The sequence below is a fragment of the Edwardsiella anguillarum ET080813 genome, assembly GCF_000264765.2.
In the GTDB taxonomy this organism is placed as follows: Bacteria; Pseudomonadota; Gammaproteobacteria; order Enterobacterales; family Enterobacteriaceae; genus Edwardsiella; species Edwardsiella anguillarum.
Genome location: NZ_CP006664.1, coordinates 2,977,467 through 2,995,663, shown reverse-complemented (window position 1 = coordinate 2,995,663; position 18,197 = coordinate 2,977,467). Strand labels below are relative to the sequence as shown.

The 18,197-nt window shown below is 60.4% G+C and carries 16 protein-coding genes and 1 other annotated feature; of the genes, 2 read left to right on the top strand and 14 right to left on the bottom strand.

What is annotated here, in order from left to right:
* Positions 1 to 13 precede the first annotated feature (13 nt).
* The 14 genes from ushA to ETEE_RS13420 form a co-directional block, all read right to left on the bottom strand.
* A complete protein-coding gene (ushA, locus tag ETEE_RS13485; protein WP_034163620.1) occupies positions 14 to 1,672 on the bottom strand; it encodes a bifunctional UDP-sugar hydrolase/5'-nucleotidase UshA in 1,659 nt (552 codons plus the stop codon).
* Positions 1,673 to 1,941: 269 nt separating this feature from the next.
* The gene (locus ETEE_RS13480) at positions 1,942 to 3,009 is read right to left on the bottom strand and encodes a fimbrial protein (RefSeq protein WP_034163622.1); all 1,068 of its coding nucleotides are present in this window, start codon (positions 3,007 to 3,009) and stop codon (positions 1,942 to 1,944) included.
* A 12-nt stretch (positions 3,010 to 3,021) separates the two neighbouring features.
* On the bottom strand, positions 3,022 to 5,613 hold the full coding sequence (locus ETEE_RS13475) for a fimbria/pilus outer membrane usher protein (protein ID WP_034163623.1): 2,592 nt from the start codon (positions 5,611 to 5,613) through the stop codon (positions 3,022 to 3,024).
* A 14-nt stretch (positions 5,614 to 5,627) separates the two neighbouring features.
* Entirely contained in the window at positions 5,628 to 6,314 is a 687-nt protein-coding gene (locus ETEE_RS13470; RefSeq protein WP_034163625.1) for a fimbrial biogenesis chaperone, read from the bottom strand.
* 48 nt (positions 6,315 to 6,362) lie between these two features.
* A complete protein-coding gene (locus ETEE_RS13465) occupies positions 6,363 to 6,896 on the bottom strand; it encodes a fimbrial protein (RefSeq protein ID WP_034163626.1) in 534 nt (177 codons plus the stop codon).
* Positions 6,897 to 7,577: 681 nt separating this feature from the next.
* Positions 7,578 to 8,879: an inosine/guanosine kinase gene (locus tag ETEE_RS13460; RefSeq protein WP_034163627.1), complete on the bottom strand. Its 1,302-nt coding sequence runs from the start codon at positions 8,877 to 8,879 to the stop codon at positions 7,578 to 7,580.
* 72 nt (positions 8,880 to 8,951) lie between these two features.
* Positions 8,952 to 9,920 (bottom strand): ferrochelatase, encoded by a 969-nt coding sequence (gene hemH, locus ETEE_RS13455; RefSeq protein ID WP_034163628.1) that lies wholly within the window; start codon positions 9,918 to 9,920, stop codon positions 8,952 to 8,954.
* Between the two features lie 142 nt (positions 9,921 to 10,062).
* Positions 10,063 to 10,707 (bottom strand): adenylate kinase, encoded by a 645-nt coding sequence (adk, locus tag ETEE_RS13450; protein ID WP_034163629.1) that lies wholly within the window; start codon positions 10,705 to 10,707, stop codon positions 10,063 to 10,065.
* Between the two features lie 211 nt (positions 10,708 to 10,918).
* Positions 10,919 to 12,790 (bottom strand): molecular chaperone HtpG, encoded by a 1,872-nt coding sequence (gene htpG / locus ETEE_RS13445; RefSeq protein WP_034163630.1) that lies wholly within the window; start codon positions 12,788 to 12,790, stop codon positions 10,919 to 10,921.
* A gap of 182 nt (positions 12,791 to 12,972) precedes the next feature.
* Entirely contained in the window at positions 12,973 to 13,578 is a 606-nt protein-coding gene (gene recR, locus ETEE_RS13440; protein WP_034163631.1) for a recombination mediator RecR, read from the bottom strand.
* Positions 13,578 to 13,907 (bottom strand): YbaB/EbfC family nucleoid-associated protein, encoded by a 330-nt coding sequence (locus ETEE_RS13435; protein WP_034163632.1) that lies wholly within the window; start codon positions 13,905 to 13,907, stop codon positions 13,578 to 13,580. The genes recR and ETEE_RS13435 overlap by 1 nt, the downstream gene beginning before the upstream one ends.
* Before the next feature lie 45 nt (positions 13,908 to 13,952).
* Positions 13,953 to 15,914, bottom strand: a complete 1,962-nt coding sequence (gene dnaX / locus ETEE_RS13430; RefSeq protein WP_034163813.1) for a DNA polymerase III subunit gamma/tau — start codon at positions 15,912 to 15,914, stop codon at positions 13,953 to 13,955.
* Positions 14,556 to 14,616: a sequence feature (DnaX frameshifting element), on the bottom strand. It overlaps the preceding gene by 61 nt.
* A 237-nt stretch (positions 15,915 to 16,151) precedes the next feature.
* A complete protein-coding gene (gene apt / locus ETEE_RS13425) occupies positions 16,152 to 16,703 on the bottom strand; it encodes an adenine phosphoribosyltransferase (RefSeq protein WP_034163634.1) in 552 nt (183 codons plus the stop codon).
* A 169-nt stretch (positions 16,704 to 16,872) separates the two neighbouring features.
* Positions 16,873 to 17,253 (bottom strand): DUF454 family protein, encoded by a 381-nt coding sequence (locus ETEE_RS13420; RefSeq protein WP_034163636.1) that lies wholly within the window; start codon positions 17,251 to 17,253, stop codon positions 16,873 to 16,875.
* A gap of 70 nt (positions 17,254 to 17,323) precedes the next feature.
* Between ETEE_RS13420 and priC the strand changes: the two genes are divergently transcribed.
* The gene (gene priC / locus ETEE_RS13415) at positions 17,324 to 17,863 is read left to right on the top strand and encodes a primosomal replication protein PriC (RefSeq protein WP_034163638.1); all 540 of its coding nucleotides are present in this window, start codon (positions 17,324 to 17,326) and stop codon (positions 17,861 to 17,863) included.
* A gap of 77 nt (positions 17,864 to 17,940) precedes the next feature.
* Entirely contained in the window at positions 17,941 to 18,192 is a 252-nt protein-coding gene (locus ETEE_RS13410) for a GlsB/YeaQ/YmgE family stress response membrane protein (protein WP_034163639.1), read from the top strand.
* The last annotated feature ends 5 nt before the right edge of the window (positions 18,193 to 18,197 follow it).

Below are 18,197 nucleotides of genomic sequence, written 5' to 3'. Positions count from 1 at the left end.
TAGGCGCTGACGCTTAATCGCGATACACGATCTCGCCGTTCGGCTGATAGTCCGCCGCCTTGATCGGCGAATGGCGCTGGATATAGTCCTTCAGCACTTCGGCATCGACGAAACCGGTGTTCACGTAGCCCGGATGCTGGGTCACATTGGGATAGTCATCGCCGCCGCTGGCGTTAAAGCTCAGCAGCGCCACGCGATAGGTCCGATCGGCCTGCAGCGGTTTCCCGCCGATCTTCACGCCGCTGACGCCCTGCTTGCCGTCCGCCGTCAGGCTCAGGTTGGCAAACTGCGCATAGGCGCCGGAGTTGGGCTTTTTATTGGCGACGACGCCCAGGTATTTCTCCAGCTCCGCGCCGCTCATGTCGACATAGGCGACGGTGTTGCCGAACGGCTGCACCTTAAGCACATCCTTATAGCTGATGTCGCCGCTGTCCATCGAGTCGCGTACCCCGCCGCCGCTCATCACCCCCAGGTCGGCATGGGTTCGCTCCATCTGCGCCGCCAGCAGCAGGCGCCCCATGTTGGTCTGCTCAAAGCGGACCTTGCTGCGGTCCCCCTCCAGACGCCCCTCTACGCTGCCGATCTTCACCGCCAGCGCGGCCTGCCCCTGATCCTGGAACGGCGTCAGCAGCTTCAGCATCGCCGTATCCTGCGGGATCGCCTCGGTGTAGTAGATCCGCGTCTTCGAACCGTCGGCCTGCTTCTCCTGTCGGTTGAGGTTCACCGGGATCAGCTGGTAGCGCTGCAGGGTCAGCTCCCCGTTACGGAAGGTAAAGTCGGCCCGCCCGACATATTTCCCCCACTCATGGGCCTGTACGATCCAGGTCCCGTTCTGGCGATCCGGCGCACAGGGCGTACCGGGGACATAGTTCGCCTGTTTCCGGTTTTCCTGTGCCATGCACACCGGATCCTGCGAGTGGCCGCCAACGATCATATCGAGGTAGCCCGCCGGCAGCGCGCGCGCCATTTCAACATCGCCCGGAGCGTTGGAGCCGTGCTCGCCGTTGTCGTAGTGGCCCATGTGCGTCGCGGCGATCACCACGTCAGGCTTCTCGCTGGCCCGCAGCTGCTCGACCACGCCCTTGGCCTCCGCCGCCGGGGGGCGGAACTCGATGTTCTTCAGGTATTCAGGGTTGCCTATTTTGGCCGTATCGTCGGTGGTCAGGCCGATCACCGCAATGCGGATCCCCTGGCGATCGAATATCTGATAGGGCTGGAACAGGCGCTTGCCGCTATCCTGCGCATAGATATTGGCCGACAGCAGCGGGAAGTCGGCCCACTTCTGCTGCTGGCGCAGCACGCTCAGCGGGTTGTCGAACTCGTGGTTGCCGATGGCCATCGCATCGTAGCCCACCAGGTTCATGCCGCGAAAATCGGGCTCGGCATCCTGCAGATCGGACTCCGGCACCCCGGTATTGATATCGCCGCCCGACAGCAGCAGCACGCTGCCGCCCTCGGCGGCGATCTCGGCACGCAGGCGATCCACCAGCGTTTTCTGGGCAGCCAGGCCATATTCGCCCTGCTCGCTCTGCCAGAAGTGGCCGTGGTGATCGTTGGTATGCAGAATGGTCAGGTTATAGGTTTTATCTTTTTCCCAGGCCAGCGACCAGCCTGGCGTCAGCGCCAGCGTTAGCGCGATCGCGCAGGCGGCACCCCGATAGGTAAATTTCATTGCCCTCTCTCCTTGTCACAATAACGCGCCGCTCATGCCAGCCACGGGGAAGGCACGGCGGCGAACGCCCTTATCTTACCCTGAATCAGGCGGTGATTATGTTGTAAATCAGCCAGTTATTGTGACGCAACTCACCTAACAATGCATTAAAGGCTCTAGAGTTGCACGCAGCGCATGCTAAAACAGGGAGAGGATCGGACGGGCGGCGGCCGAAAAGCCGCCGCGGGGGTGACCCGGATTCGCGCTCCCCGCCACGGGGGCGCACCCGGCTATTTAAAGGTGACGTCGATGTTGGCCGTCGCATGGAAGCGCCCCGCCGTCGGCCGATTGGTCAGCCATTTCAGATTGGCGGTAAAGTTCTCGCTCACCTCATTCTGCTTATCCTGCAGCCGACCGCCGAAATCGATATTGGTCTGCAGCGGGATCGGCGTCGCGCCGGTATCCCCCGCCTTCGTCAGGAAAATCCCGACGCCTGGGTTGGTATCCGGCAGGATCAGCGATCGATCGCTGACGTCCGGCCTCAAAGTGCTGAAGCTGGCCTGTAGCTGCTGCCCGCCGCACTCTCCACCGAGCAGCGTCGCCTTGATGCTGAACGGTATCTGGCGAGCGATAACGCCCGGGCGGGCGCCAGCGGCGCTCAGCGTACCAAAGTCGATGCTGTTGCCGTTATTCGCCAGCACGCTGATCTGCGGGTTGCAGTGGATCACCTGGATCTTATCCAACCCGGAGATATAGGCGTTAAAGTTGCCGTTGGGGCGCGCATCCAAGCCGCCCACGCCGTCAATCTGAAACAGCGACGGTAGCCCCAGCGCCGGGAAGTTACCCGCCGGCGGCTTGATGCCGGTGGCCTTGATGTACACCGAATAGCTGACGGTGAGCGTACGCGGTCTAGCAATACCGCCGCCGCTGTTTGATGTCCCCTCGCCCAGATCGGGGCCGCTGGGCCGGCTGCCGCTCTGCTTGAGGTTAATCGCATCATAGTCGATCCCGTTGATCGAGACCCCAACCGACAGTGAACGGTGCAGGCTCCCAAACGCATCCTTCGGGTTCCAGTAAATGTAGGCGTGCTCTCCCCTTCCGGTATTCCAGTTATCCCAGCAGGTAAAGGTGGTGGTAAAGTTCTGCGAACGCCAAATCAGGTTACCGGCGGTAAAGTCGGCGGCGGACAGGATAATCGGCCGCCCGATATCGATACGCTGATAAATATTCCCGATGGGCACCCAGCTCGATGCGTTACTGCCCTCCCGACAGGAGAGCGCAGACGCCGGGCGGCTGACGCAGAGACCCAGCAGCAGCAGCGTGAATGCCAGCGCCTGTTTTATACTTAGGCTTTTCATTAATCCGTCACCTTATTGAGTCTGACAGGGGAGAGAGAGTTCCTGGTAGCCGGCCGTGGTATTCCGCATCGACAGATCGGACGGCAGCGCCAGCGCGCACTGCTGGCCCGGCTGATTGCCCCAGCGCAGGGTCAGCCTCTCGCCCGGCTGCGCCCCGGATACATACAGATCGCCGTTAAGTCCCACAGTTCCGCTGTTACGCCCCTGCTGGTTAAAGACGCTGGCGCCGACCGCCGGATAGCCGCCGTCGTTGAGGTGGCTATGGATCAGCAGGCTCACGCCGTAAAACGTATCGAAGCGCACCTTCACGATAGCCTTCTCCGTCGGTACCACCTGCTTGCTGGCCACCGGCACGTCCAGGCCCGGCTCAAAGTCCTGCGTATGCAGCGCCACCGCGTTGAATCGGTATGGCGTCGCTGAGGGAACGACCGCATAGCCAAAGGGATCGATGGCCACGCCGCTCTGGTTATCCAGGCGAACGCCGCTGGCGTGCTTCGCCTCGACCAGAATGACCGTATTCTGCAGCGGCTGCGACAGCGTCACGCCGCCAGAGTGAAGCAATACGCCGCCGGAGAGCCCCAGCCCCAGCTGGTTATAGCTGTTGCTGTAGCTATAGCTGCCGTCCAGGTTGCCATAGGCGCCTCGGTAGCCCAGGTTCAGCGCGCTGCTCTGCCCCGCCGACTCGGTATGCCCGGTGCTCAGGGCGTAGTTCAGCCGCTGATCGCTCAGCGCCGTTCCGCTGATGCCGGTGTTATAGCTATCTCCGCTCTGACGGCTGTGGGTCCCGCTGACGTTCAGCGAGGCCGAATGGTTGTCGCGTCCCCAGTTCAGCGGGATCGACACCGACAGGTTGATGCTGCGATCGGCGTAGCCGTACTGGCTGCGCGTATCCTGCAGGTAGACGCCATAGCTAATGCGCTTAATGGCGTCGTTGTAGCCCAGCTGGACGGTACGATCCCGGCCACCGCCGCCCCAGTAGCTCTGGCTGCTGACGTTGGCATACAGCGTCGCCCCCTGCCACAGCTGCTGGTTAATGGAGACATCCACGCGCTCGCGCTTGTTGGCATAGCGCGAGGTATACACGCGATGCTGGTTGCGATTGTCCAGATCGGGGATCCCGGTCTGCTCATCGCCCGGGTTATAGTAGTTGTTCTCGTATATCCCCTGCCGCCAGCGGCTGCGCTCCTCTACCGCATCGGCAAAGTCATAATAGCCCGACGTCGCATAGCGGTAGCCTGCCAGCTGTACGTTGGTGCCCATCTGGTTCAAGGACTTGGAGTAGAGAAAACGGTAGCTCTGTCCGCGGGCGCGCTCACCGTTGGCCAACGTCGTATCAGAATAGGAGCCATCGATGGAGATGGCGCCCCACTCGCCCATATTTTTGGCCACGCCCAGCGCGGCGGCGCGATAGTTATCCGCCACGATTAGCCCGCCATAGGGCGTCAGACCATAGGCGATGCCGCGCGCCAGCGTCCCCTGCATAAAGTTGGGTGTATAGCGGGTGTCGCCGTTCTGGTAGCGACCCGCTGTCAGCTGGTAGTTCCAGATCCCTTCGCGCAGCATATTGGCGATGGAGGAGTAAGAGACAGTAAAGTGCTTACGCGTGCCGTCAGCCTCATTGACTGTCACCTGCAGGTCGCCGCTGTTGGAGTGCGGATAGATATCGCGGATCTCAAAGGGCCCCGGCGCCACGTTGGTGCTGTACACCACGTAGCCGTTCTGGCGAATGTCGACGCGGGCGTTGGTTGAGGCGACGCCGCGCACCACCGGCGCATAGCCGCGCAGGCTTTCGGGCAGCATATCATCCACGCTGGAAAGCTGGGCGCCGCGAAACTGAATACTATTAAAAACGGTATTATTGGTGCTGGCCTGCCCCAGCTGCAGCCGGCTGCGCCAGGACGCGATATCCGTCTCCGCCCAGGTCGCGATATTGTCCCACTGTGCCGACTGACCGCTGACTTTATTCATGGTCATGTTATTGCGCAGGCGCCAGTTCCACAGGTTAAGACCGTTATTCAGGGACAGAAAGGTATATTCGCTGTTTTGACCGCTCTGACGCTGGCTGCTGTTGCGGTTATAGTTCAGGCTGTAGTTGCTAAAGGCGGCGTTGATCCCCTGATCGTACAGGGTCGTCGGGATGGCGCCGCGCGCGTGCTGCGCCAGCATGACCTGCGGCACAGAGAGGTCGAGCTGCTGCACCGCCGGATCGAAGGAGAGCGTGGCGCCATTGACGGCGGCGGCCACGTCAACGCAGCTGCCCGGCGTGAGCGTATCGGGCAGCTTCACCCCATAGTTAAGCAGGTCTTCCACCGTCAGGCAGGGCTGGGCGGCGGCGCCCTCTTTCGCCGTGAAACGGATAACTTTGTTGTCGACCTGCTGCTTGTTCAGGTAAATCGCAAACGGATACTCTCCGGGCGGCAGCGCGTTGCCCTCAGCCACCGCCTGAGCGGCGTTGACGTTTTCGCTGCCGTGAACGAATGACATGTTAAACTCGGCCCAGGCCGATGCGCTGCACCCCAAGGACAGGCTACCGGCGGCAAACGCCAGGCACATCCAGCGTGTCGGCTCTGTCTTCAGTGATACTGTCCGTTGTTGTTGCGCCATCCCGCTTCTCTCCGTCAGTGAACTACCGCGTCCTTAACCTCAGTCCGGCCTCCAAAGTCATTGATGTAGCTGAAGGAGACTGTATTGCCGACGCGAGCCCCCGCCGGAATGGCGATCGCCAGGCGGCTATGGGGGTCAACCATATTGGCATCGACCGCGATGGGCTTGCCGTTGCTGCCCTGCATCTGTACAGAGCCAAAGGTGATGTGTAGCGGCCCGTCGTTGATGGCCAGCAGTTGATTTCCCGCTTTCTGCCAGCGCAACTTATGCACCTGCTCATCCAGAGTGGTATGCAGCGAACTCGGGCGATAAAACAGCTTAATCCGCGTACGCACGGCAACCTGTAATACGTTTTCTTGCTTGGGCGTCGGCGGAATCTCCTGCACGTTCACCCACAGCAGTGTCTCCTGATCCTGCGGAAAACCCTGTCCGGAATAGATGAAGCGTAAAATTGCCGATTTTTGCGCGTCCAGCTTAACAATCGGCGGCACCACCACCATCGGTAACTTACTCTCTACCTTGGTGCTATCCCCTTTATCCAGCCAGGTCTGCACCATATAGGCATCCGCGCTGTCATTGTGGATAGGCAGTGACGCTGACTTTTCATCGCCATTATAAATAACGCGAGTAGCATCAACCTGAATTCCTGCATGAGCAGCAAAAGCGCTCACCAGTAATAATGCGGCAACGATTCGTTTCATCTTATTCCTCTATACGGACCATCCCTGGCCGAATATTCCGACGAATAATTATTTATATTCGATGGTAAACGGGCTGGTCGCGTTGGCCAGACCGGCTGTAACGGTGTTGGCATAAGAGCGATAGCGTGCCTGCAGGTTAAATATCGCCTTCTTATCGCTAACGACCGTCACCGTGGGCACATCGCCCTGGCTCTGATCGGCGATCGGGAACGGTTTGCCATTAACGTCCGTAATTTCGATACCCACGCCTTTCGCCGCCGCCGTGGCGCCGCTGCTGGAGACGGCCAGCAGGTCAGGATGCCCGGCAACGGTGCTACCATCGAAACGTACGGTGTAGCTCCCCGGCTCACACTGCTCCAGGTTGATCTGGAAAGCCTTGGATGCAGACTTATCGCCAACCGCTTTAAACGCGGAGGTCGGATATTTACCCAAGTACACGTTGATATTTTGAGAGTCGCTGCTTACCTGACAGGTGGAATTAACGATTTCACCCGTAAACTCAACTTTACCGTTAGCTGCGCTTGCCTGACCACTCACAGCGGCAGCGGCCAGAGCCATAACAGGCAGTAAAATTTTCTTCATTATCATAACTCCGTTTATCAATTAAAAATATCCGACCGCTAGGTTGGCACGGAACGAGGCTGCGAATATATTTCGCATAGCGAGCCAGCGAGAAAAAATTATTCCCGACAACTCATAACATGATGACTTTATGCCGAAATACATAAATCCAATACAGGCAATAGGATTTATTTAAAATAGCAAAAATTGGCACTGCGCTATTAATATGGCGCAATGCAAATTGCAATATAGAATATATTGTCAGGGCATATATTCACTTGCCGATATTACAGCAGGAATATTTATTTTATTAATTTGAAAACTTGCGCAAAGATTAATTGTCCGATGGGAAACAGTAAAATCAATAAAACTGATAAAAAATAAATGATTGATTAATTTTAAAGATAGTTAAATTTAATAGATTTTGATCAAATGCAAAAAAGAAATCAATTCATTGTTTTACATCATATTTTTTATTTGTATGATATTACGGCCGATCAAGAAAATTGCTCTATACGCACGCTTGCAAAAAGTGAAAAGGGGTATTCCGCTTAGGGTAAATGAGATCGTTTCTAGCCTTTCGCGTCCTATTTAGCCACGGGCTCCGCGCAGATGACAGCGTACCCGATCAAAGAAAACGCCGGCGCTGCGCCGGCGTATCTCCGTAAGATCATCTCATCCGCCCGCAGACAGAGGCGCTGTTCAACGCTCCCAGTAGGACTCTTCCAGGCTGTCTTCCCGCTCGGGTAGGCCGCGGGTCAGACGCGGCGAGTGCTGATTGAGCACCTGGTAGCTGACGCGGTTGGCATATTTGCACACCTGCGCTAGGGAGGAGTAAGTCAGGTAGCTACGCTGATGCTTACTGGAGTTGGGCACGTTGGTCCGGTGAAACTCATTAGCCGCGATATCGTGCAGCAGCGCAGAGAGCGCGCCATCTCCGGCGCCGTTGGTGTTCATGATCTTCTCCGGCCCTCCCATATACGGCGCAATGTGCGAGTAGATCCGGCACGGCGCTTCGCACATGGCACGCCGCATCGCCCGGCTGAACTCGTACAGATTGAACTCAGGGATCACCCCCGGCAGCAGCGGATGCTGGGTTTTGCGCTTGCCGTCATCTTCGGTATAGCCCGCCATATACAGGCCGACCGGACCGGCGGTGCACAGCACCAGATCCACCCACTCCAGCGCCCTGTCCGAGGCCGCCAGCGGATCAGACAGCCCGGTCAACTCCTGGGCCTCTTCTTCGTTCATCGCCACAATGGTGACGTGATCGCGCAGGAAATCACGCCAGAACTGCGGATCGTCGGCGATCACATACTTGGTGCCCAGGGTCAGCACCACCGGAACATGGTGCTTTTTGGCGTAGGCGATCGCCTGCATGGTCGCGTCGCGCATCGGTTCGCCCGGCTTACAGCGCACCAGGTAGGCCGTCAGCACCAGCGCGGAGGCACCGGCGATCACCGCCTCGGGAATGCTTTCCGGACGCAGCTGGTTCATCATGCCCGGGCTGATGGCAAAGGTACGTTCGCCGTTATCGGTGATCAGGGTAAAACAGCGCCCGATAGGGCCATCGACGCCCTGCAAGTGGTCCAGATCGGTGCGGCTTGAGGTGTTACACAGGTAGCGGTAGGCATAGCTGCCGATTTTGACATTTTCGCACATCACCCCCAGCAGAACCGAGCGATCGTCGGCCAGCACGGAGTAGTTGTGCAGGGTATTGCCGATCGTGCCCCCGGCAAACTCATGGGTAATCAGCTTACTGTCACACAGCTCCTGGTACAGCGCTTCGGCGACATTATCCTCGATCACCAGCGAGTGCCCTTGGCTCAGGCCATAGCGGGCGATAAACGCCTCATCCACCTTGGCCTCAATATCCACCAGCGTCTGATCGATACCCACGACGTAGGCTTTATCAATTTCATTATGCTGCGTCTTTTGCAGCAGCGGATCGCGGGCATTAACCGGGAAATAGTGTTTGGACTTGCGTTGACCGGGGAATTTCATCTGTGTTATCGGCAAAAAGAAAAGGGAGCGGGCTAGAATAGCACACTCCCCCCGGCCGCGTCAGCGGGCATCCTACGCGGCAGGCACCGTGACCAGCTGCTGCAGCAGCGTTACCTGCATGTCATCATCGTTCAGCGCCGGAATATAGGCAAAATGGCGGCCGCCGGCGGCCAAAAAGGCCTCACGATTCTGTACCGCGATCTCCTCCAGCGTCTCCAGGCAATCGGCGGCGAAACCGGGACAAATCACCTGCAAATGGCGCGTACCACCGGCAGCCAGGGCGACCACGGTCTCATCGGTATAGGGCGTCAGCCAAGGCTCCCGGCCAAAGCGTGACTGAAAGCTGACGGCATACTGGGACGGCGTCAGCCCCAGCGCCTGAACCACCGCCTGCGTGGTCGCCAGACAGCGCTGCGGATAGTCATCCCCCTCATCGGCATAGCGCTGCGGGATGCCGTGGTAGGAAAACAGCAGCGTGTCAGGCTGTCCGTGTTCAGCGGCGCTGCGGCGGATGCGCTGGCACAGTGCGGCAATGTAGGCCGGGTGCTGCGCATAGTCGCGCACGAAGCGCAGCGCCGGTATGCGCCGCTGGCGCGCCAGCCAGGCCGCCACGCCGTCAAACACGGCGGCGCTGGTCGAACAGGAGTACTGTGGATACAGCGGAACCACCGTCAGCTGGGTCACCCCCGCCTCGGCCAGCGCAGACAGCGCGCGATCCAGCGATGGCTCACCGTAGCTCATCCCCAGCGCGACCGGGATCGCCCCACCCAGGCGCGCCTGCAGCCCATCGCACAGGCGTTGACTATAGTACAGTAGCGGCGACCCCTGTGCCGTCCAGATAGACTGATACAGGCGAGCGACCCGCGGCGCCCTGCGCGGCAGGATAAGCCCACGCAGCAGCGGTTGCCACTGCCAGGACGGCAGATCCACCACCCGCCGATCGCTAAGAAACTCCGCCAGATAGGCCTTGACCGCCGCAGGCGTCGCCGCCGACGGCGTGCCCAGATTCACCAGCAGTACCCCATTTTTTTCTGCCACCATCGCTTTGCTCCCCTACTTGCTTGCCCCTATTGTAAAGGATAAACGGCGGCGTCCCACCAATCGCTGGCATCGGCCAAGCCCTCCGGATAGCGGCGACAAAAAAGCGGCCCTCAGGCCGCTTCATCGCGTGACACCGGCAACATTAGCCCAGCACGCTTTCCAGCTCGGCGCGCACGCGATCGACGCTCTGTGTGCCATCGATCTTCACATAGCGGGTGTTGCCCGCCTGCGCTTCCTGGCCATAGTAGCCAATCAGCGGCGCGGTCTGCTGATGGTACTCCACCAGACGCTTACGCACGGTCTCTTCCTGATCGTCCTTACGGGTCATCAGATCTTCACCGGTCACGTCATCCTTACCTTCAACCTGCGGCGGGTTGAACTTAACGTGATAAACACGCCCGGAGCCCGGGTGCACGCGGCGGCCAATGATGCGATCGACGATCAGTTCGTCCGGTACGGCAAACTCCAGCACGTAATCGACGTTGATGCCGGCCTCTTTCATGGCGTCCGCCTGCGGAATGGTGCGCGGGAAACCGTCGAGCAGAAAACCGCTGCGGCAATCTTCCTGAGCGATACGCTCTTTGACCAGCGCGATAACCAGCTCATCGGTCACCAGCTTACCGGCGTCCATAATCGCCTTCGCCTGTTTGCCCAGCTCACTGCCTGCCTTCACCGCAGCGCGCAGCATGTCACCGGTGGAGATCTGCGGAATGCCGTATTTCTCCATGATAAACTGTGCCTGTGTGCCCTTACCGGCGCCCGGAGCGCCCAGCAGAATGATACGCATCGCGTAATTCCCCTCAAATTATTGCCTAAGATTTAAAAAACGCTAAACCTTACCATTATAACGGGCACCGGCTCAAGGCGACGGCATACGGCTGAAACGTGAAACTGGTCGTTCGGACGCCATTGCCGGTAAAAAAGCCCGCTCTCCGCAGGACGGCGCGCCAAATAGAAAGGGCGGCCCACGGGCCGCCCTTGCGTGCGATGTCTGGCTATCAGGCCAGCAGCAGTGCGTTGATACGCTTGATGAACTGGTTAGGATCCTCTAGGCTGCCGCGCTCGGCGAGCAGGGCCTGATCCAGCAGCAGTTCGATCCACTGGGCAAAGCGCCCGTCATCCTGCTGCTCCGCGGCGCGCTGCACCAGCGCATGCTCCGGATTGAGTTCGAAGATATACTTCACCTCCGGTGCCTGCTGTCCCGCGGCGGCAAACAGCTTGGCCATCTGGGTCGTCATCTCATCGCCGTCGGTGCTGACCACCGCCGGCGTATCGGTCAGGCGATGCGTCAGACGCACCTCCTTGACTCGCTCGCCCAGCAGGGTTTTCACCCGCTCAACGAAAGGCTCCAGCGCTTTATCCGCCTCTTTCTGCGCATCGCTGTCCCCTTCGTCGGCCAGCTTCTCCAGCGTCTCATCCTTCTTGCTGACGGACTGGAAGAACTTGGCATCGTACTCGGTCAGGTAGCTCATCATCCACTCATCGATGCGCTCGGAGAGCAGCAGAACCTCGATGCCCTTCTTACGCAGCAGCTCCAGATGCGGGCTGCTGGCGGCGGCGGCATAGCTGTCGGCGGTGATGTAGTAAATCTTCTCCTGCCCTTCCTTCATCCGCCCAATGTAGTCGTCCAGCGACACGTTTTGCAGCGCGCTGTCGTTATGGGTAGAGGCGAAGCGCAGCAGTTTGGCGATCGCCTCACGGTTGGCGGCGTCCTCCGCCGGCCCCTCCTTCAGCACTAGGCCAAACTGCTGCCAGAAGGTCTGGTAGGCTTCCGCATCATCCTTGGCCAGTTTTTCCAGCATCTGCAGTACGCGCTTGGTCAGCGCTGAACGCAGGTTCTGGGTGACGCGGCTATCCTGCAGCAGCTCACGCGATACGTTGAGCGGCAGATCGTTAGAGTCCACCAGACCGCGCACAAAGCGCAGGTAGTTCGGCATAAACTGCTCGGCGTCGTCCATGATGAACACGCGCTGCACATACAGCTTCAGGCCGTGCTGATGGTCGCGGTTAAACAGATCCCACGGCGCCTTGGACGGGATGTAAAGCAGGCTGGTGTACTCCTGCTTGCCCTCGACCCGATTATGGCTCCAGGCCAGCGGATCGCTGAAGTCATGGGCGATGTGTTTATAGAACTCGTTATACTCTTCGTCGCTGATATCCGCTTTATTGCGGGTCCACAGCGCCTGAGCCTTATTGATCTTCTCCCACGCCTTCTCGCCCTCTTCGCCCTCACCGCTGAGGATCTCGACAGGCAGGGCGATATGGTCGGAGTACTTGCCGATGATGTTACGCAGGCGCCAGTCATCCAGGAAGTCATCTTCCCCCTCGCGCAGGTGCAGGGTGATCTCTGTGCCGCGCTCGGCTTTCTCGATATCGGCGATGGTGTAGTCGCCCTCACCGGTAGACTCCCAGAATACCCCCTGATCGGCGCTGGCGCCGGCGGCGCGGGTACGGACCGTGACCTTATCCGCCACGATAAAGGCGGAGTAGAAGCCCACGCCAAACTGCCCGATAAGCTGGCTGTCTTTCGCCTGATCGGAGCCCATGGACTCCAGGAACGCTTTGGTGCCGGACTTCGCGATGGTGCCGAGGTTCTCGATCACCTCATCGCGCGTCATACCGATCCCGTTATCGCTCAGCGTCAGGGTGCGGTTGTCGCGATCCACGCTGATGCGCACGCGCAGCTCGCCGTCGCCCTGATACAGATCCGGGTTAGACAGCGCACGGAAGCGCAGTTTGTCAGCGGCATCGGACGCGTTGGAGATAAGCTCACGCAGGAAGATCTCTTTATTGGAATAGAGTGAGTGGATCATCAGGTGCAGAAGCTGTTTCACCTCTGACTGGAAGCCACGGGTTTCTTGGCCTTTCATTATTCGCTTTTACCTCTCATCGATAACACGCAGATAAAATGGGTTATAGCGTTACAGATGGGGACCGCGGATTCGCTTTTCAAGGGTAAAAAAATAGATAACCCGCGACAGGCGGTAGAGACGGAGTGAATGAGAGTGGATATCGCGGCAGGGATACGCCGGGCGGCGTATCCCCTGGCGGATCAGCGCGTCACGGGGTGACGCCCGGCCAAAGAGTGGGACAGGGTGGTGCCGTCGACCATCTCCAGCTCTCCCCCCACCGGCACGCCGTGGGCGATACGGCTGGCCAGTACGCCGTGCGCCGCACACATCTCCGCGATATAGTTGGCGGTCGCCTCGCCCTCGACCGTCGGGTTGGTGGCGAGGATCACTTCGCTGAGCGCCTCCTGGCCCAGCCGCGCCTCCAGCCTGTCCAGACCAATATCCTGTGGACCGATGCCGTCCAGCGGAGAGAGGTGTCCCATCAGCACGAAATAGCGCCCGGAGTACTGTCCAGTCTGCTCAATGGCATGAATATCCGCCGGGCTCTCCACCACGCAGATCTGCCCATTCTCACGCCGACGCGCGTTGGTGCAGATAGTACAGACCTCCTGCTCGGTGAAAGTACGGCAGTCTCGGCAGTGACCGATCTCCGACATCGCGCGCGTCAGCGCCTGCGCCAGGCGCATTCCCCCGCTGCGATCGCGCTGCAGCAGGTGAAACGCCATGCGCTGGGCCGACTTGGGGCCGACGCCGGGCAGACAACGCAGCGCCTCCATCAGGGATTCAAGAAGCGGGCTGGTCTGCATCAGAACGGCATCTTGAAGCCCGGCGGCAGCTGCATACCGGAAGAAACCGAGGCCATACGCTCTTTCTGCTCGCTGTCGATGCGACGGGCGGCATCGTTAAATGCGGCGGCGATCAGATCTTCCAGCATCTCTTTATCGTCTTCCATCAGGCTGGGATCGATCTCCACGCGACGGCAGTTATGCGCGCCGTTGATGGTGACCTTCACCAGGCCGGCGCCGGATTCACCGGTCACCTCGACCAGGGCGATCTCTTCCTGCATCTTCTGCATTTTTTCCTGCATCTGCTGGGCCTGCTTCATCAGGTTGCCCAGTCCGCCTTTACCAAACATAGCGTTCTCTCTTTTTCGTAGGGCCGTGCCGCAGCGGCACAGCGGTTAAACGGGGCGGATGCTCTCTTCATCCAGCTCGGCGTCGAACAGACGCCGCAGGGTCTGGATATTGCCATCCGCTGCAATCGATGCGCGGGCCTGCGCCAGTCTCTCTTCATAGATAGCCTGACGCCACTCCAGCGGCGTGCGCCGTTGGGGATCATCATCCTCGACAATGCTCAGCGCCACCGGATGCCCATAGTGGTCGCTCAGGGCCTGCTCTAGCGTTTGCCGCGCAGAGGCGGAGTTTAAATGACGCTGGGCCGAACGTAAATGCAGAAGCACGCTTCCCTCCGGCGCAGACTCACGAAACGCATTCAGCGCCAGCTGCTGTACCAGCTTGGGCAGCCGCAGCTGACTCAGCTCCTGGGCCCACGTATCCCGCGTCAGCGACTCCTGCGCCAGATGCGCCGCCAGCTCCGGCGTTTTCTCATGCTCCAGCGCGCTGCGCAGCGCCTTGGGCGTCGTCTTGGGCGCTTTCTCCTCTACGGGACGGTTCTGCGCCTTCCAGCGATAGGCCTCTTTACGCGTCGACGCCTGCGCTTGCTCCGCCGACGCGATCTTCTGCTGGCCCCGCTCGCTTATGCTGGCCAGACGCTCCAGCGCTGAAGAGGCCGGCTGCGCACGCTGCGGCGCCGCCGGCTCACTCTTTTTTGGCTCACTCCCTCCGGCGGCCTTCTGCCGCAGGCGGGAGCGGGCCTGTAATAGCTGCGCGGTGCTCTCTGGCACGGCGTTCGCCGGCGGCGGTGCGCTCACCGTCTGCGGCATCGCCGCCGGTGCAGGCGCCAGCGGCGCGACGCTCTGTGCCGTCGCGGCCGAGACGACGGGGATATCGCCGCCCTGCACCGCCGCCGGCGCGGGAGTCGGCTCGGCAATCACTGCTTTAGGATGAAAGGCCAGCGCACGCAGCAGGGTCATTTCAGCCCCCATGCGCCGATCCGGCGCAAAGGCCAGCTCTTTACGGCCGTTGAGGATAATCTGGTAAAACAGCTGCAGATCCGCCGGCGGCAGCATCCGCGCCAGCTCGCGCAGACGCGGCTCTACCGCCGCAAACTGGCTGTCCAGCGCACTGGGCAGCAGCTGTAGCATCGCAACCCGGTGCAGCAGCGCCAGCATCTCTACCAGCAGGTTCTCCCAGTCCACGCCGCGCCCGGCGGCCTGCTCTACCCGCGCCATCACCAGCGCACCATCCGCCGCAGTCAGTGCCTCGATCAGCGCCAGGGGCTGCTCATCGTCCAGCGTTCCCAGCATCTGGCTGACGGCGTCGGCGGTAATCTGCCCCTGCCCCATGGCGATCGCCTGATCCGTCAGGCTCAGAGCGTCACGCATGCTGCCTTCGGCGGCGCGCGCTAGCAGCTGTAGCGCCCGCGGCTCCGCCGTCAGGGCCTCGGCATGGGCGATTTTCTCCAGCTGCGCCCGGATCTGCTCATGATCCAGCGCACGCAGATGAAACTGCAGACAGCGCGACAGGATGGTGACCGGTAGCTTCTGCGGATCGGTGGTGGCCAGCAGAAACTTGACGTGCGGCGGCGGCTCCTCCAGCGTTTTCAGCAGCGCGTTGAAGCTGTGGCGCGACAGCATATGGACTTCGTCGATCAGATAGACCTTGAACCGACCGCGCGCCGGGGCATACTGCACGTTATCCAGCAGATCACGCGTGTCTTCAACCTTGGTTCGCGAGGCGGCATCGATCTCCAGCAGGTCGACAAAGCGCCCCTGCTCGATCTCCCGACAGTTGTCGCAGACGCCGCACGGCGTGGCGGTGATCCCGGTTTCACAGTTCAGCCCCTTGGCCAACAGACGGGCGATACTGGTTTTGCCGACCCCGCGGGTACCGGAAAACAGATAGGCATGGTGAATACGGCCCAGAGAGAGCCCGTTTGCCAGTGCCGTCAGGACATGCTCCTGACCCACGACGTCAGCAAAGGTTTGTGGACGCCACTTGCGGGCGAGAACCTGGTAGCTCATTGATGATTCGTCGCTGATAGAATAAGAAGATTCGCCGGCCGTCCCACAGACGGCCAGCGGCGTCGGACTGATGGCGCAGGGCGAGCACTGGCGCCCGTCTGCCCCGATCATCTGATCATTGTAACAGTAGTTGTCGCAATGCCCATCACTTTATTCCGCCGCCCGGCGGCGGCAAAAACAGCCGGGCCACCGCACTGGCGGTGGCCCGGAGAGATAGCGTATGACGCGCGCTACAGATTAATGTCCGTCGAAGGAGATCAGGCTGTAGCAGTTAATGTTCATCGCTTTCAGACGCGCCTCACCGCCCAACGCAGGCAGGTCGATGATAAACGCCGCGTCGTGCACCACGCCGCCCAGGCGGCGGATCAGGCGGGTCGTCGCCTCGATGGTGCCGCCGGTCGCCAGCAGATCGTCCACCATCAGTACGCGATCGTCCGCATCGATGGCATCCTGATGGATCTCCAGCGTATCGGTGCCGTACTCCAACGCATAGCTTTCCGCCAGCGTCGCCCGCGGCAGTTTGCCCGGCTTACGCACCGGCACAAAGCCCACGCCCAGCGCCAGCGCCACCGGTGCGCCAAACAGGAAGCCGCGCGCCTCCGTTCCCACCACCTTGGTGATCCCGGCGGTACGGTAGCGCGCCGCCAGCAGCTCGATACTCAGAGCATAGGCGTCGGGCTTTTCCAGCAGACTGGTCACGTCACGGAAAAGGATACCTGGCTTAGGGTAGTCAGGGATGGTCTTGATGCTTTGTTTAAGAAATTCGAGTTGTTGTGCTGTAGCGGTCATAACTTGTTGCCTGATAAACACCGGGTTCGGGCTAACGCAAGCCACCTACAATCCCCCCAAACATGGCCCGGCATAAATCGCCGTCGCCCTCGGAACAGGGAGGTAACCCGCGCACGAAAACGCTCAAATCTATGCAAACTGCCGGAAAATTGCAACCGACATCGCCGGATTAAGGGATTTTTTCTTGCGGTACGTCAATAACCGGCAGGCGCCACAGCAGCAGCAGCAGCGCGGCCAACAGCGTCAGCAGCAGCAGGCGCAGCCAGCCGCTCTCTACCAGCCACAGGGAGAAGGAAAAGCTCGCCAGCAGCAGGAGCGCCGCGCGTCCGCGCGCGCCCGGCGGCAGGCCGCGGTGCTGTTGCCAGTGACGTAAGTAAGCGCCGCACCAGGCGCGGTATAGCAGCCAGTGATGGAAACGCGGCGACGAACGGGCAAAACAGGCCGCCGCCAGCAGCAGAAAGGGGGTCGTCGGCAACAGCGGCAGCACGACGCCCAGACATCCCATGGCAAAAGCTATCCACCCCAGCGCCATTAATATTATGCGTTTCATTCTCTGGCTTGCTCCGCTCCCTGCCGCTCCAGTACCATGCGCTATGGTTACTATCATTTAAAGGTAGGTTATGTCGAGTCAACAGATGCTCAACCAGCTCGAGCAGCGCCTACAGCGACTGGCGCAGGCGCTGGCGCCGCTGGCCGAACAGCCCGCCGCCCGCTCACGCTTCGATCGGGCGCTATTCCTGACCCACGGCACCCGGCTGAAAGACTATCTGCAGGAGACCCGGGATAACTTCACCGCCCTGCAGCGCGCCGTCGGCGCCGGGCAGCGCCAGCAGGTCGCCTTTCTCGCCGAGCGCCTGCTGGCGCAGATGGCCGCCCTACAGCGCGAGCAAGCCACCCAGACGCTGCGGCGACAAGAGCCGCAGCGGGCGGAGAGCGCGGGCGATCTGTACCAGGAGCTGGCGCGCCACCAGGACTATGAGCGGCGTCTGCAAACCATGGTGCGTGAGCGTGAGCTGCGCTTAGCCGCCTGCCAGACCCTGGCCCAGCAGCAGCAGATCCAGCGCGAGCTGGCCGCCATGGAGGGACGGCTGCAGCGCTGCCGCCAGGCGCTGCGGCGGATCGAAAAACAGATCGAACGCCGTGAAAACGGATTTCGCTGAGCGCCGGCGCCTTATCTATACTGGAGGAAGGTGGCCGCACAGGGGTTCGGCCCATCACCTATGCTGGAGCGTTTGCCATGGGCATCATCGCGTGGATTGTACTGGGGCTGATCGTTGGGATACTGGCGAAGTGGCTGATGCCGGGCCGGGATGGCGGGGGAGTTATCATGACCGTGGCGCTGGGCATCGTCGGCGCCATGCTCGGCGGCTATCTCGGCAACCTGCTGTTCCATATGAATATCACCGCGGGCTTCAATCTAAAAAGCCTAATTGTGTCGGTGATCGGTGCAATGCTGGTGCTGTTTATTTACCGTAAGATCCGATCATAGGGAGC